At 37.5% G+C, this 14,947-nt stretch carries 16 protein-coding genes; 6 read left to right on the plus strand and 10 right to left on the minus strand.

Features of this window, described 5'->3' with window-relative positions; all coding sequences use genetic code 11:
- The first annotated feature begins 23 nt into the window (after nt 1-23).
- From MMH89_RS03830 to tadA, 5 genes are read left to right on the plus strand one after another with little or no spacing between them, the layout of a single operon-like run.
- Nucleotides 24-1,751 carry a POTRA domain-containing protein gene (locus MMH89_RS03830; protein WP_258568126.1) on the plus strand — a complete coding sequence of 576 codons (1,728 nt, stop codon included), beginning with the start codon at nt 24-26 and terminating at the stop codon, nt 1,749-1,751.
- The gene (locus MMH89_RS03835; RefSeq protein ID WP_258568127.1) at nt 1,748-4,339 is read left to right on the plus strand and encodes a translocation/assembly module TamB; all 2,592 of its coding nucleotides are present in this window, start codon (nt 1,748-1,750) and stop codon (nt 4,337-4,339) included. The genes MMH89_RS03830 and MMH89_RS03835 overlap by 4 nt, the downstream gene beginning before the upstream one ends.
- A 60-nt stretch (nt 4,340-4,399) precedes the next feature.
- The gene (locus tag MMH89_RS03840; protein WP_258568128.1) at nt 4,400-5,107 is read left to right on the plus strand and encodes a response regulator; all 708 of its coding nucleotides are present in this window, start codon (nt 4,400-4,402) and stop codon (nt 5,105-5,107) included.
- 56 nt (nt 5,108-5,163) lie between these two features.
- Entirely contained in the window at nt 5,164-5,646 is a 483-nt protein-coding gene (locus tag MMH89_RS03845) for a YajQ family cyclic di-GMP-binding protein (RefSeq protein ID WP_258568129.1), read from the plus strand.
- Nucleotides 5,647-5,662: 16 nt separating this feature from the next.
- The gene (gene tadA / locus MMH89_RS03850; RefSeq protein WP_425491975.1) at nt 5,663-6,088 is read left to right on the plus strand and encodes a tRNA adenosine(34) deaminase TadA; all 426 of its coding nucleotides are present in this window, start codon (nt 5,663-5,665) and stop codon (nt 6,086-6,088) included.
- 5 nt (nt 6,089-6,093) lie between these two features.
- On the opposite strand, the gene tyrS is transcribed toward tadA, so the two are convergent.
- From tyrS to MMH89_RS03875, 5 genes are all read right to left on the minus strand, one after another.
- On the minus strand, nt 6,094-7,272 hold the full coding sequence (gene tyrS / locus MMH89_RS03855) for a tyrosine--tRNA ligase (protein ID WP_258568130.1): 1,179 nt from the start codon (nt 7,270-7,272) through the stop codon (nt 6,094-6,096).
- The gene (locus MMH89_RS03860) at nt 7,262-8,179 is read right to left on the minus strand and encodes a recombination-associated protein RdgC (protein WP_258568131.1); all 918 of its coding nucleotides are present in this window, start codon (nt 8,177-8,179) and stop codon (nt 7,262-7,264) included. The genes tyrS and MMH89_RS03860 overlap by 11 nt, the downstream gene beginning before the upstream one ends.
- Before the next feature lie 252 nt (nt 8,180-8,431).
- Entirely contained in the window at nt 8,432-8,923 is a 492-nt protein-coding gene (locus tag MMH89_RS03865) for a hypothetical protein (RefSeq protein WP_258568132.1), read from the minus strand.
- A 91-nt stretch (nt 8,924-9,014) separates the two neighbouring features.
- Nucleotides 9,015-9,614, minus strand: coding sequence for a hypothetical protein (locus MMH89_RS03870; RefSeq protein WP_258568133.1), 600 nt, complete (start codon nt 9,612-9,614; stop codon nt 9,015-9,017).
- A gap of 204 nt (nt 9,615-9,818) precedes the next feature.
- Nucleotides 9,819-10,223: a hypothetical protein gene (locus tag MMH89_RS03875; protein WP_258568134.1), complete on the minus strand. Its 405-nt coding sequence runs from the start codon at nt 10,221-10,223 to the stop codon at nt 9,819-9,821.
- A gap of 222 nt (nt 10,224-10,445) precedes the next feature.
- Between MMH89_RS03875 and MMH89_RS03880 the strand changes: the two genes are divergently transcribed.
- Nucleotides 10,446-11,828 (plus strand): cryptochrome/photolyase family protein, encoded by a 1,383-nt coding sequence (locus tag MMH89_RS03880; protein WP_258568135.1) that lies wholly within the window; start codon nt 10,446-10,448, stop codon nt 11,826-11,828.
- Here MMH89_RS03880 and htpX read toward each other — a convergent pair.
- From htpX to rpsI, 5 genes are read right to left on the minus strand one after another with little or no spacing between them, the layout of a single operon-like run.
- Nucleotides 11,823-12,833, minus strand: coding sequence for a zinc metalloprotease HtpX (gene htpX / locus MMH89_RS03885; protein WP_258568136.1), 1,011 nt, complete (start codon nt 12,831-12,833; stop codon nt 11,823-11,825). The two genes, MMH89_RS03880 and htpX, sit on opposite strands and share 6 nt — an antisense overlap.
- On the minus strand, nt 12,833-13,402 hold the full coding sequence (locus MMH89_RS03890; protein ID WP_258568137.1) for a LemA family protein: 570 nt from the start codon (nt 13,400-13,402) through the stop codon (nt 12,833-12,835). Before MMH89_RS03890 ends, htpX begins: the two co-directional genes overlap by 1 nt.
- 23 nt (nt 13,403-13,425) lie before the next feature.
- Nucleotides 13,426-13,848, minus strand: a complete 423-nt coding sequence (locus MMH89_RS03895; protein WP_258568138.1) for a stringent starvation protein B — start codon at nt 13,846-13,848, stop codon at nt 13,426-13,428.
- Entirely contained in the window at nt 13,835-14,440 is a 606-nt protein-coding gene (locus MMH89_RS03900) for a glutathione S-transferase N-terminal domain-containing protein (RefSeq protein ID WP_258568139.1), read from the minus strand. Before MMH89_RS03900 ends, MMH89_RS03895 begins: the two co-directional genes overlap by 14 nt.
- A 17-nt stretch (nt 14,441-14,457) precedes the next feature.
- Complete coding sequence (rpsI, locus tag MMH89_RS03905) at nt 14,458-14,946, minus strand: 30S ribosomal protein S9 (RefSeq protein WP_258568140.1); 489 nt, start codon at nt 14,944-14,946, stop codon at nt 14,458-14,460.
- Between the last annotated feature and the right edge of the window lies 1 nt (nt 14,947).

Genomic DNA, 14,947 nt, shown 5'->3' on the forward strand with positions numbered 1-14,947 from the left:
TGCACCAACTGCTAAAATTCACTATGTTTTTAATTCAAAGTCATTTAACATATCATAAACTGACTCAAGATATGAATAAGTTATTGCTCACATTATTAATAACCTCCTCTTTAGCCCTTGCTAAACCCTATATCAGTGGCGCTCCACAAGAAATTATTCAAAATATTGAAAATAGGCTAGCCAGCAAAAAGATTTCACTCGATAAAACATATAGCTATCAAGTGATTCAACTTAAATCAGAAATAAGTGAAGCCATCTACCCATACGGGTACTTTAATCCCAAAGTAGAAATCATTCCATCAGATAATGGACAAACAGTCATAAAGCTCGTACTTGGCGAACTAACCCGAATCGAGGAAATCACCTTTGATACTGAGAATAGTGAATCAGAGCAAGACCAACTTAATGCGAACATCCAAAGAGTCATACAAAGTTACCATCACTCAGCTTTTTCCAGCGCTAATTTACAAAGTATTCAACATGACCTGAATATTATACTGAAAAAAATAGGCTATAAATCAGTCCAGGTAAAACGTGAAAATACAACTATAGATTTAGTGAGAAATACCAATACACTTCACTACTCAATTTTATTAGGGCCTAAATATTATGTTGGTGAGGTCACACTAAATGATAGCGCGCTACCCCATTGTTTAGAAAAATTTTTAACCTTTGCACCTGGCTCTATATATCAGGAGTCTGATATCCTTCAAGCACAAAGTAATATTCAGCAAGCACAAGTATACAGTCGTGTATCATTTAAGGTTACTGACAACCCAGCACAGACAAACATCCAAGATGTTAATATAATAACAGATCCTTTAAACTCATTAGACTACGCCATTGGCTTAGGCATTCTAGCCAATTCAGATACTGAAGAAAACTTCGATCCTAGCCTGCAACTCAGCTTTACCCTGAATAACATTCTAGAATGTGGTGGCAAGATCATCAACAACATCTATATATCTTACCTCGACCACCAGTTTACCAGTGACCTTTATTTCCCCTCCAGCACTCATCTACATGACTACTCTCTACTGTCTACTAATGTGCGTTCATTTTTACAACAATCTAATGACAAAGGGGAAAACTTCAGCTTAAGCTTCATCATCCACAAAGAAGCCGGGAATTTCACGATAGAGCCCTCTATTAATTATCTGATTGAAAAATCATCCATTAATATAGAGATTGATCAAAACCCAAACTCCTATACGACCAAACTACTTTACCCTAAGCTTAAATCACACTTTTTACACAAGTCTGAAAATAATACGCTTTCTTTAAAAGCAAATATCCTTGGGACTTATGAAAATGCAGGGTCTGATATCACGTTAACCAGATATTATTTATCATCAAAGAATATTTTTCATTATAACTCCATCACCGTACAGAATCAGGTCTCATACGGTGAAATATCTACTGATGACTTTGAACAAGTTCCACTGTCCATGCACTTCACTCTAGGGGGCCCTGACTCAGTTAGAGGCCTTGAAAATAAAGAAATCAACCAAGGAAAACGCATGCTCTTATCCAGAAATGCGATTCAATATCCTTTCAAAGTTCTTTTACTCGGTGGATTTTTCGATACAGGCTACTGTAGCCAAGATAATAGCGACACCTACCAACCAAGTTATGGCGCATTATTAACATACCAAAGCCCTTACAGTCGATTCAATCTATCTATTGGTAAAAACCATAATACAGGCAAAATTGTGATACACTTTGGTGTAGAAGCTGAGGAACACTTATGACCAAAAGCATCATACCCAAAATCATTCTTTTATTTGTCGCTCTTATTGCTATCACACTCTCTCCACTTAGCAACCCCGCCATAGCCTATCTCATTAACCAAACAACACCTATAAATGTAGAGCACCTATCAGGCAGCCTCTGGTCAGGTACACTTTATGCAAATAAAGTTATATACCCCTTGGGTCAAATTGAACTCTATGCAGAACAAGTAGATATTAGTGAAATTAGCCTGCTCAGATTAAAAGCCAACAAAGTCAGCATAGCAGAAATCAAGCTCAGTTACCTCGATAGATTACCCACTTATATGAGAAATCTTGAATACTTAAATGATGGAGATCAAAAGCTATCATTAGAAATAAACAATCAGCATTATCAAGCCTCATACCACCCTATTACAAAAAAGAGTGGACATATTAAACTCTATGGACATGGCGAACACATTGAGTTATTAACCACGCAAACACATTCAACTTGGCAAGCAACATTTAAAGACAAGCAGTATGGTTCAATATTTTATGACCGTAACAACCATAACTTTTTCCTAAAGTCGCATTATAAAAACGCCGATGATCAAATACATTTTGAAGCTCGAGGCAATCTGAAAAAAGCTTCACTCATATTAAATATTGAAAACTTTACATTAGCCAATGATTCTATTCAAGCACTCATAGCAGGAAACATAAACACTGATAAAGATATGATTCAATTGGCCATTAAAAGTAATTGGCTGGATCTTAGCATTCAAAAAACACCTGCTAATCAAACGCTGTATATAGGAACCCTAAAAAATAGCACCGGATGGATCCCTCTGATGTTTGGCAACATTGATTTCACAATGATACAAACAGAGCATAATCAGTTTTACACCCACCTATACTCAAGTCAGCTAGATACATCATACGCATCATTGAAAGAGTTTGATTTAACCTACATACCTGATGATATTACACCACTCAATATCTCTATAGAACATATAACCTCACCCTTTTTTGAGACACAACAATTATCTATATATGCACAACCCAAAGAAAAGAATAGCTTTGATATTAAGCTTATCGCATCACACAATGACCAAACACAACTTGCAAACCTCACGATATTAAATCATCCGCAAGAAATAGAAGTCTTCATAAACAACATTACACTCCGTAGCAATTATTACCTCTGGCGTGCAGACAATAATGGAAAAATAAAGATTAGTGAAACAGAGGCCATCCTCACACCGCTATGTATCACATCCGAATCTTCATCTATTTGTTCAAGCGGCCACTATGACAAGGTCTCTAATGACTGGTCACTCAAGCAAAAAATCAACAACCTAGACTTAAATATCAATACCCAGGGGTTGAACAACTTTGAAACTGAAATTGAAATCAATCAAGGCGTCCTTAATGGAGACTATACCCTATATGGAAATAAAACCGACTTTCTTGATATTACAGGTACTGCAGAACTCAAGCAAATTCAAAGCTCCTTATCAAATATTATACCCAACTTTCTATTCCCAATAAATATAGAGATAAACAATGGTCGACTTGAATGGGAAAAGAGACCTGGCTTTGAAGACAATATCAGCGGATATCTAGAGTCCCCTCAAGGCAACATTCATTTAAAAACACACAACAACAAACTCATCATTCAGGCTAAAAATTTAACAAGTTATGTCGACAAAAACCAAAACTTATCAACTGATGTTGATGTAGAAATAGGTAAAAATGACATCACTGGCACACTAAATCTTAAGCAGTTTAGCTTCAACCCAAACACAAACATTTTATTTCAAGCATTAGAAAATGACATTACAATTATACGCCACTTACAAACAGAACAGTCCTCTAATCGCACTATTGATTTATTACTCCAGGCTGACCAAGCACCCCTAAATATATATGGATTTAAAGGATCTGCAGATGCACAACTTACGCTCAACATCCCAAATGATGGTCAAGAGTACATTACTGGACATGTTAACCTCCAATCTCCCTCGGTCATCTTACTTAACCATGAGATCTCATTAAATCAACTCGATATTACTTATAACCAACAATCCTGGCTTAATGGGACTATTAACCTAGAAAAAACAGAAAATGCTACATTTCATTCGGGCACTACAGCCCCAAAACAAGACGAAATCAACTTGAATGTTTCTGGCATTTTAAGTGACCCACAAGTTCAATTTTACACCAAACGCCATTCATATAACTATCTAGATATGGTGACACAAATACTAAGCAAGTCTGACACACTACCCCCAGGCAATGAAAACTTTGCACTGCTACAAATAATTAGTGGCAACTCAGAAGACTCTACCCTTCTAAATTTATTTAGCGCAATAAACAGTATATCTACCTCACTCAATATTGACATATCATTTAACCAGAGCAATGAGAACAACAATCTTGGCAACAACTCTGAGCTGGTATTAAGTAAAAAACTGACAGAGCGTATTTGGTTGATTATCAGACATCAACTCAATGACGAGAATAATGATATATTTGCACTCAGCATGCAAATACAACCCAAGGTTTCAATCGAAGGACAATACAATAACAGTAAAATTGGCATCTCAATTCTCTTAAGCAACTAAAAAAACCTGACAAAATATAAAACTGAATATAACTAAAAGAAATATAGTTAGGAGAACCGTATGGAGAAAAGATTAAACGCACTTAATTCACAAGACATATTGTCTGAACAAGCAGAGTTTATAAAGGTGATGATCGTTGATGATGATGCAATAGTACGAGATGGAATATTTAGCTTATTAAAAACACACCCTAAAATTAATGTATGTGCACAAGCCAGTAGTGGAGAAGAAGCCTGTCACTTAACCCCCAATCATGAACCTGATGTGATCTTGATGGACATCTCAATGCCAGGGTTTGGTGGTGTTGAGGCAACAAAAAGAATATTGCTTAGTTACCCTGATATAAAAGTACTCGCATTATCTGCACATTGTAATGATAACGCACCCTCCGAAATTCTAAATGTAGGGGCTAGTGGTTATCTCACTAAAGGGGTTAACTTTAATGAAATGTGTGAAGCTATCGAACGCGTATATCAAGGTGAGCAATATGTTTGCAGTGCAGTATCCGACAAAATAAAAAGCAACATGAACTTAGGGCGTGACTTAATTATGAATAATCTATCTAAACTAGAAACCACCATCTGTAAAGAGATTATTTATGGAAGAAGTATTGCTGAAATAGCTAAACAACTTGGTATGAGCACCTCTGAAATTGAAAAAATAAAACAGGATTTATACACAGCACTTGATATAGAAAATGATATTGCACTGATGCATCTAGCCATTAGAAATGGTTATCTAGACAAAACCAATCAACAAAATAACTGATGGCTTGATCTATTGCCGCATTAAGGATATAAAGTAATAAACAACCAGGATTTATTATGCCAACATTTGATGCCGTATCAGAAGTCAGTCACCACGAGTTAGATAATGCTGTGCAGCAAACTGCACAAGAAATTTCTAGAAGGTTTGACCTAAAAGATACTTCAGCTAGTGCTAAGTATGACCAAAGTGAAATCACCTTAACTGCTGATGATGCATTCCAAATTGAGCAAATAGAGAAAGTCTTGCAAACACGTTTAGTTGCTCGAAAAATAGATATCAAAGTTCTTGATGGACAAGACGTAGAAACGAATGTGTCTAGTGCTACGAAAAAATTCAAAATTAAAGAAGGCATATCCACTGAGGACGGTAAACAAATCAACAAGATGATTAAAGCCTCTAAAATAAAAGCACAAAGTAGCATCATGGATGGAAAAGTCCGTGTAACTGCTAAAAAGATTGATGATCTTCGTACCATTATGGATATGATAAAAGAGCACAACTTTAACACACCCATACAATTTAATAATTTCCGTGATTAACGCTGACCAACAGTGGATGTCTTGCGCTATTGAGCAAGCCAAACTCGCAGAGCAAGCTGACGAAGTGCCCATCGGGGCAGTCATCATTCATAATAATCAAGTGATTGCAAAAGCACATAACCAAACCATTATGAATCATGATGCAACTGCACATGCTGAAATATGCTGCATACGTGCAGCCGGAAAGCACTTAAAAAACCACCGGTTAATTGGAACTACCCTTTATGTAACACTGGAACCTTGTATTATGTGCTACGGAGCGATTGTCCAAGCACGTATTGAGCGTGTGGTATTTGGCGCTGCTGATCCTAAAAATGGTGTGTTTTCTCAGCCTAAACTACTCGAGCAATGTATATTCAATCACACCCCTAAGTTTACTGTGGGTATTCAAGCAGATACCTGTGGTACATTGCTCAAGGATTTTTTTGCCAACAGAAGATAAATCCATTAAGAAATCTTAGCTAAACGTCGTTTTCCAACTTGTAGAACATGCGATTGACTCAACTCTGGCAGGCTAGTAATCACCTGTCCATCCAAACGTACAGCGCCTTGTTTAATCATACGTGATCCTTCAGATGATGAGCTAACTAAACCTATGTCTCTGAGTAGCACACCTAATGGCATTGATAATTGTTTATCTGATAGCTTAATCGACTGAATATCTTCAGGGATCCCACCTTTGGAAAACTGATTAATAAAAGCTTCCTGAGCTTTATCTGCATCCTCTTTACTATGGAACCGTTGCACAATTCGATGAGCCAACTGTCTTTTAAGATCTCTTGGATTAGTCCCCTCAGTAACCTTTGTCTTTAGCTTACTAATCGCATCTACAGACAGACCTGATACAAGTGTATAGTAACGCCACATTAGCTCATCAGAGATAGACATCACCTTTCCATACATATCAATTGCCGTATCATTTAAACCGATATAGTTATCATAGCTCTTAGACATTTTTTTCACGCCATCCAAGCCTTCTAATAATGGAACCGTTAAAATAGCTTGCTGCTTCATACCATAAGCTTTCTGCACTTCTCGCCCCATTAATAAGTTAAAGGTTTGGTCGGTACCACCCAGTTCAATATCGGACTCTATTGCATAAGAGTCATAGCCTTGTAACAAAGGGTATAAAAACTCATGGATACTGATCGGCTGATTAGACTTATAGCGTTTAGAGAAATCATCACGCTCAAGCATACGTGCAACAGTTTGTGTTGCTGATAAGTGAACTAAATCCATACTGGTTAGTTTACCCAGCCACTCATTATTAAATTTAATCACTGTTTTTTCAGGATCTAAAATTTTAAATACCTGGTCGGTGTAAGTTCGTGCATTTTCATTCACCTGCTCAGGTGATAATGGAGGTCGAGTTGCATTTCTTCCAGATGGATCACCGATCAACGCTGTATAATCCCCTACAATAAATACAACCTTATGACCTAGGTCCTGAAACTGTCTCAACTTTTCAATCAAAACAGTATGCCCTAAATGCAAATCGGCAGCTGTTGGATCAAACCCTGCCTTTACCGTTAATTGACGCCCTTCTTTTAATAAGCTACTTAGCGCATCTTCTGGTAATGTAGAATCTGATCCCTGCAATAACTGAGCCAAATCATCACTCGGCATGTGCAGCCTCCTGAGTCTCAGTAATAGCAAACCAGGTTTTAAACTGATTAATCAATGCAAAGCACTTTGGAACCTTTAATGAAAAATCAGTCATAATTTGTAACTTAGGGTCTTCTTCAGTTTGTGAATCAGATTCTATATCAAGCATTTTAATTCTACTCACATCTAAGCAATCATTAATTACAAACGCCCACTCATTTTCAAACTTAAGCGCAAGCTGTGTCACCAACATACCTGAATCTAAATGCGACTGGATTAAAGGACTGCCTAGCTCATGTTGAATGATCCTTACTTTAGCTTGCATATTATCTGGATGTACCAGTGTACAATCTGTATCCACGACTAGTGAATGGGGAAGTGACTGCTCCTGAGTCCAAGCCTTTAAGACTTGTGCCGTTTCATTTTTTTGATCATGACAATGCGTTAGCGGCATACTACCAAAGGTTTGTCTTAATAAATCAATAACAAGATCTTTAGTTGCATTAGAGGTATTATCTACCAACAATAGCTCATCTTTAGGGCTTATAACCACGTTTATGAATTTACTTTGAATAAATGCTTTGGGCAAGAGCTCTAGCGTCGTCTCCTCTTTTAAAACACGCTTTTGTTTTCCAGATACAGGAAAACCCTGCTCCGCTTCTCTTTCTTGTAGCTTTTCTTTCACAGCTTCAGTCACTACACTTGCCGGCAATAAACGCGTATCAATACGAACCTTAAGCCATGTATAATCTTGTAGGCTAATTGCAAGTGGCTCATCAGAACCCAAAGGGCTTACCCAACCAATAGAACGTGTCTGTGTCGCATGTGGACTATATGCTTTGTCTGAAGATAATGCTTCCTCAAGTGCATCCCCGGAAAGCAATAATGGACTTTGCATATGATACCAAGAGAACTGTTTAAATGACATAGATAACCTCTTATTTAACCTTTCAATCAAAATAACGATATCTAACCCAAAACACAATCTATTTTTGTTACAAAGGGTACAAATTTAGAGAGCTATGACACTACTTATGAGCAATTACCTATAGGCAATTAAAGGATTTGAGTTAATTATAAAAAAATGCAATAAATTTTTTATAATTAAGGCAGCCTATACTATACTACGGTGCTGAGTACTGGAGAAATATTTCCCCCAGCACTCCTAGCAGCGTAATTATCAGAAACTAGAGAGAAAGATACCAACTGGAAGTATAGAGCGCAGGTCTTCTTCAAAGTTTTTCTTAGCTTCGGTAAAACACCGATCTAAATTCGCTAACCCCTTATTCGCAGACTCTTTAATATGGCTAGACAAGCTATCTGCTTTAGTCGAATCCACATCCTTCCATGTATTATTTTTTGCATAAGTCATTAACAATTTTTTACAAGCCTTTACTATTGCAAACTCCTTACCGCCAAAAATAGACTTAATTGCATACCAGGCATACATTAACCACCAAAAGGTAGTTAAAGGCACTGTTAACTCAGGCACATCTGGTACAACGCCAGACTTAATGGCGCCTTTCCACAGATTCAAAACCTTATTAAAATAACTTTTTACAAAGTCAGTCTTTAATATTTTTTTGTTCATTAAATAACCAATCAAAAACCTAAGCGATTCACGAAATTCAGGATTTAAGATCTCCCCATTCATTGTGTTAAATTTAATCATATTTTCACACCTTTTTAATAATTGAAAGAATTGTACAATAAAAAGCAATATCTTACAAGCACATAACACATCAGAAAACTAATTTAGCTCACTACTTCGTAGACGGCGCTACTACTTCAACACATTCTTGAAGTTCTTCAGCAGATTTTATAGAGTAACTCACTACACGTTCAAGTATGGTTTCTGCTGGGGATTTAATATCAGATGCAAGACGCTCTGCCAGGGACTTCTCTACAGAACTACTCCAAGATTTATTTTTTCCAAATGCCATTAATAATTTTTTACTATTTTTTACTCTTACAAAGACCTTACTACCAAAAATCGACTTAATTGCATACCATGCATAAAAGAACCACCAAAAGGTAGTTAGAGACGCCTGCTGATTTTTTAATTTAGCAAATTTCTTATCAACCTCTTTCTTTAGTCCTTCTTGATTCGATTCATTTGGGCTATCATCTAGTCGATCAATTTGCTTATTTAGTCTAGTGATTTCTCTAAGAGGCTCCTTTGACTTAGCAAGAAAATCTTTAAAAAAGTCCATTTTAAGTATATTTTTTTGTATTAAATAACAGAACATCACTCCATAATCGCTTTTATATATCTTCTTCTGGATCTCCTCATGGCTAGTGTCCTTATATTCATCACGATCAAACCCCAATTCATGACATAATAAAAGTGGAATCTTAATCATACCTTCAAACCTTTCTTGCTAGAATAATGATAAATATAGTAAAAAAAACACTCACTGTCAATACATCTACCAAAAGCGATATGACGATATTAATCAATACTTTATTGACAAAAGATTACAAGATAGACTGCGTATCTCACTCCCAGCAAGTAAAGGAGTTGAGTTAATAGATACATATTTCAACTCAACTAATACTTGTTAAACTCAGGCAGAGGCCTGTAATGAATCATTAACTAGCGCAGTAAAATTAGCTGCAGACTCCTTAGCATTAGGCATTACATTAATTATATCATCACGGTCTCCATCGCTTAGAGAACCACTATTCATTTTCTTTAATAGTTTTGTGCAGAGTTTAACTCTTTGTAAGTCCTTATATCCAAAAATAGACTTAATTGCATACCAAGCATACATTAACCACCAAAAGGTAGTGTAAGAGAACTTGCCACTTTCTTGGGAACTATCTTTCCTAGCAATCCACTTATACTTCAGATAGTCTATCATAGAACCAAAAAGCACCGTATCTGGAGAACAATTAGCTGCCACTTTTGTTGCATTAGCCACAAAATAACCTACCGCACCGCTGAAAGCACCCCACACTGTCTCACTCATAATTATACCTCTTTTAAGTTATATTATTTAAATAAGTTATCATAATTAAGTAGATATTGCAAGTGAAACATCAAACCCACCACCTTTAAGAGAATGATAAATAACACAAATAATACAGCTATAGATACAACACCTATAATCCCCTATAATACATCAGCAAAGATTATAGAGTGCTCTGTGCACCCATAAACCCATTTTATTAATAGCCAAATAGGTAGCATTATGACTCAAAAGATCAATATCATCTGGTTCAGACGAGACCTTCGTTTGTATGATAACCCCGCATTATATAGTGCGCATCTAAAGGGACCTATTCTAGCCCTATACACCCACTATGACCCAGATCTAGGCAAACGCTCTCAGTGGTGGCTATCTGAAAGCTTAAAAAGTATGCAACAAGATCTACCCATGCATTATTATAAAGGTCACCCTTTAGCCTGCTTTATAGAGCTGCTTAAAACACATGCTATTGAGAGCATTAATTGGAATATGTGCTTTGAGCCTGATGAAACAGACCTAGACCAAGAGGTTATTGAGTTTTGTCAGCAGAACAACATTCAAACACAAACCCACCAAAGACAGCTTTTATGGGACCCATCTACAGTTCTTAACCAAAGTGGCCTCCCTTATAAAGTTTTTACCCCCTTTTATCGTAAAGGCTGTATGAATGCTGCCGAACCTGAACACCCTATTGGTAAAACACAGGCTCAATATATAACCCTCACTCAGCTGAGCTCGGAGGTTGAAACACTAGGCTTATACCATGATAAGGCAGATCATCAGCAATTATCTGCAATTTGGGAACCCAGTGAATCTGCCGCGCACAAACGTAGTGAACAATTTTTGAATGAACGCGTAAACCAATATAAAAAAGATAGAGACTTTCCAGGAATAAAAGGAACCTCTCATTTAAGTCCATACCTACATTTTGGACAAATTACTCCACATCAATTATGGCATCGATCTATTAAAATGGATCTTACACCCGGTATTGATACCTTTTTAAGCGAGCTCGGCTGGCGTGAGTTTTCATATTATTTATTGTATCACTTCCCAACATTTGCGACTGAAAACTTTAATCGTAAATTTGACCAATTCCCATGGCTGAATAATGATAAAGAACTAAAAGCCTGGCAACAGGGACAAACTGGCATCCCCATTGTGGATGCTGGCATGCGGGAACTATTAACAACCGGAACAATGCATAATCGCCTAAGAATGATTACAGCATCATTTTTAACAAAAAACCTACTGCACCATTGGCACGAAGGACAAGACTGGTTCTGGGAGAACCTAGTAGATGCAGACTTAGCAAGTAATGCAGCCGGATGGCAATGGGTTGCTGGATCTGGCGCTGATGCTTCCCCCTACTTCCGAGTGTTTAACCCAGGATTACAAGGTGAAAAGTTTGATAAAGATGCTACCTACATTAAAAAGTATGTTCCAGAACTACGTGATGTTCCAGCAAAAATGATCCATAAAATATGGGATATGAGCGATGAACAATTAAGTCCATACCTCAAGATAGGTATTGATTACCCACGCGCCATTGTAGATCTAAAAGTAACACGTAACCGCGCACTCGATGCATGGGGAAAGCTATAAAAGATCTTCAGCATTGAGTGCTTTTAAACGCTCAGCCAAAGATGGGTGTGTTGAAAACCAAGATGCAATATCCCATGAGTCACCGACACCTGCTTCTGCAGGGCTGTACATGAATGACATTGAGCGTAAACTATTATGCATGGTGCTTGAATAAGGTTGCTCTTTGTTTAACTTAGCTGTCTTATGTGATTGATGAATCTTTACCAATGCTTGAGCCAACGCACGTCCATTCCTGGTCATTTTAACACACCCGGCATCTGCCATCATCTCCCGACTACGGCTTACATACATCACCAAAAGAGCTGTGATAATAGGAAGTAAAACTCTCAGTGCAATAATAACAACCAATGCTAAACCACCACCACGCTGATTGTTTGAGCGCCTTCTAGAGCTCCCTCCGTACAATACAGAGCGGAAAAGACAATCCACCACCCAAACAGCTAAACCTGACAGTGTTGATACTACCGTCAGAACGCGTGTATCTGCATGTTGAATGTGAGCCAATTCATGCGCCATAACAGCTTGTAACTCTTCTCTGCTCAATACATCGAGTAAAGGCCGGGTGATCGCTACAATCGCATCTTTTTCTGACCATCCTGCTGCAAAAGCATTCATATAGTCAGCTGAAATTACATATATCTTAGGATTAATACGCATACCTGATGCGATACGCATCTCTTCAACCACATGAAAGAGCTGACGGCACTGTTTATCTTGTTGACCCTCTGTAATCAACTCAGCAGTCAATCCGGATAATGAAAATTTGGCACCAAATAATACTGAAAACAAGACACAAACAATCGCGAACAACATAAAACCAGAGATGATATTAATGCTCGATTCCAGCATGACAATACTTGGCCAAAGATCTACATTGTAAGCATAAGGCGAAAATAAAATAGCAATAAATGCGCCTAAAAAAAGATAGATAACTACAAATGAAAGAATAACATAGTGTGTTTTTTTTCTATTTACGCGGGCAATCTCTCGCCAATTAGCGACCATTATAGCTTAGCAGTATATTGCTCACGTTTAGCGGACTCTTCTGAGCTTAACTGCCAGTATACTAACTGTTTAAAGCCTTCACCGAAAACACCTACCAATAAGTTTACTGGGAAACTCAATACATATGCGTTATATTGCTCTGATCGATCATTATAAGCTTGCTTAGCGAAGGACAATTTATTTTCAGTATGTACGACCTCCTCTTGGAACTGAAGCACATTCTGACTAGATTTAAGTTCAGGATAAGCTTCAAAGGCAACATTGATACCGCCTGCAATCTTAGAAATAGCGTTTTCAGCCTGCATACGATTCTTCTCATCACCTGTAGACTTAGCTGTTTGAGCCTGAGTTCTTAATGCAACCACATCCTTTAAGACCGTTTTTTCATAGTCAAGGTACTTATTAACGGCTCCAATAAGTTGCTCAAAAACTTTAAAACGCCTGTCCAACTGGATATCAATTTGACGATAATCATTGCGTGCTGCTTCACGCAGAGCCACCATCCTATTGTATACATAAATAATATAAACAATAAGAACCAACAAAAATATTGCTAAATACTCAAACATCAATAGCTCCTAATTTTAACGACCTACAATACTGTTAGATGTGGCTTTTTACGACCTCCATCACCTGCCTCTGCCTCTCCCCCGTCAGTCGCTTCATCTTCAGTCACTTCATCCTGATGTGACTGAGTAGCGTCAACCGGTTCAAGGCCAAACTCAATCCCTATATCATTCTCAGCACAACGAATGGCTAAAATGGAAGGCATTGGTAAATAAATATTGAATGGCGCATTATCAAAAATAGCCTCAAAGGAAACAAATCGTTCCTGCATTTTTAAATTCGTAACAGCATCATGAGAAACATCAAGCACAATATATCCATCATTGTCATATCCTGGCGGCACTTGAACGCCTAGAATATCACACTTTACATAAAGCAATGGAGTTAACTTACTATCACTGATACAACGGTACAACGCTTCTAGTAAATATGGCTTAGTCGATTTCATCATCTTCACGAATGGTGCATTCTTGATCGGTAAGACTTGCTTGGAACGAGTTACGAGAGAAGACTCTTTTGCAATACTCATGAATTGAAACAGCTTCTTTAGGAATCTCAATACCATACCTAGGCATCCTCCATAATACCGGGACGATTGAACAATCTACAAGTGAGAACTCTGTACTCACAAAATAATCCATCTCAGAAAAAATTGGCTCTAGCTTTAGTAGTGAGCCCCTAATCTTCTTTCTAGCAGCTTCATTATCTGGATTATCTTCTAGCTGTTTAACTAGTGAATACCAATCGGTCTCAATTCTATTCATCATCAAACGAGATTTCGCCTTAGAAATAGGATAAACCGGTAATAGAGGTGGATGAGGAAAACGCTCATCTAGATATTCCATTATGATTGATGAATGATTTAACACCAAATCACGGTCCACTAACGTAGGCAGCGTTCCATACGGGTTTATCTGCAAAAATTCTTCTGATGGTTGTTCTGGATCAACAAGTATTACTTTAGAAGTAACCGCTTTCTCACACAAAACCATGCGTACACGATGACTATAAATACAATCTGGATGTGAATAGAGTATCATATGCAAAGAATAACCAATTAACGCTTAGAGTACTGTTCTTTCTTACGAGCTTTACGGAATCCGAACTTCTTACGCTCTACACACCTTGGGTTTCTAGTTAATAGCTTCAAAGACTTAAGCTCTGAACGCCACTTAAGATTATCATTTGCGCCCTGTCCTTCAGAACCTGACTCGGCGTCTTCATCTTTGCTTGCACCAATTTGGATCAGAGACTTTTCATGAGCACAGAGTGCCCTAGCTATAGCTAAGCTAATCGCATCAGCCTGGCCGTTAACACCGCCACCATGGACTCTAACTGATATATCAAATTCTTTTGTATCTAGCACTTTCATAGGACGCGTAGCAATTGCTGGATATATCGTTGTTTCACCAAAATAGTCTACTAGCTTTTTACCGTTAACAACTACATTCCCTTTACCTGAAGTCATTGTTAATCTAGCGACCGAAGACTTTCTTCTACCCAATGAATGGATTTTAACTGTTGATTTCTTTTTAGCTGCTGACATT

The sequence above is a fragment of the Candidatus Comchoanobacter bicostacola genome, from assembly GCF_024172705.1.
Taxonomy (GTDB): domain Bacteria; phylum Pseudomonadota; class Gammaproteobacteria; order Comchoanobacterales; family Comchoanobacteraceae; genus Comchoanobacter; species Comchoanobacter bicostacola.

Bases quoted from the DNA above. Each gene is read 5' to 3' on its own strand.
- rpsI (WP_258568140.1), bottom strand. From the start codon at position 14,946: ATGTCAGCAGCTAAAAAGAAATCAACAGTTAAAATCCATTCATTGGGT.
- MMH89_RS03875 (WP_258568134.1), bottom strand. From the start codon at position 10,223: ATGAGTGAGACAGTGTGGGGTGCTTTCAGCGGTGCGGTAGGTTATTTT.
- MMH89_RS03890 (WP_258568137.1), bottom strand. From the start codon at position 13,402: ATGTTTGAGTATTTAGCAATATTTTTGTTGGTTCTTATTGTTTATATT.
- MMH89_RS03845 (WP_258568129.1), top strand. From the start codon at position 5,164: ATGCCAACATTTGATGCCGTATCAGAAGTCAGTCACCACGAGTTAGAT.
- MMH89_RS03895 (WP_258568138.1), bottom strand. From the start codon at position 13,848: ATGAAATCGACTAAGCCATATTTACTAGAAGCGTTGTACCGTTGTATC.
- MMH89_RS03835 (WP_258568127.1), top strand. From the start codon at position 1,748: ATGACCAAAAGCATCATACCCAAAATCATTCTTTTATTTGTCGCTCTT.
- MMH89_RS03880 (WP_258568135.1), top strand. From the start codon at position 10,446: ATGACTCAAAAGATCAATATCATCTGGTTCAGACGAGACCTTCGTTTG.
- MMH89_RS03840 (WP_258568128.1), top strand. From the start codon at position 4,400: ATGGAGAAAAGATTAAACGCACTTAATTCACAAGACATATTGTCTGAA.
- MMH89_RS03900 (WP_258568139.1), bottom strand. From the start codon at position 14,440: ATGATACTCTATTCACATCCAGATTGTATTTATAGTCATCGTGTACGC.
- htpX (WP_258568136.1), bottom strand. From the start codon at position 12,833: ATGGTCGCTAATTGGCGAGAGATTGCCCGCGTAAATAGAAAAAAAACA.
- tyrS (WP_258568130.1), bottom strand. From the start codon at position 7,272: ATGCCGAGTGATGATTTGGCTCAGTTATTGCAGGGATCAGATTCTACA.
- MMH89_RS03860 (WP_258568131.1), bottom strand. From the start codon at position 8,179: ATGTCATTTAAACAGTTCTCTTGGTATCATATGCAAAGTCCATTATTG.
- MMH89_RS03865 (WP_258568132.1), bottom strand. From the start codon at position 8,923: ATGATTAAATTTAACACAATGAATGGGGAGATCTTAAATCCTGAATTT.
- MMH89_RS03830 (WP_258568126.1), top strand. From the start codon at position 24: ATGTTTTTAATTCAAAGTCATTTAACATATCATAAACTGACTCAAGAT.
- tadA (WP_425491975.1), top strand. From the start codon at position 5,663: ATGTCTTGCGCTATTGAGCAAGCCAAACTCGCAGAGCAAGCTGACGAA.
- MMH89_RS03870 (WP_258568133.1), bottom strand. From the start codon at position 9,614: ATGATTAAGATTCCACTTTTATTATGTCATGAATTGGGGTTTGATCGT.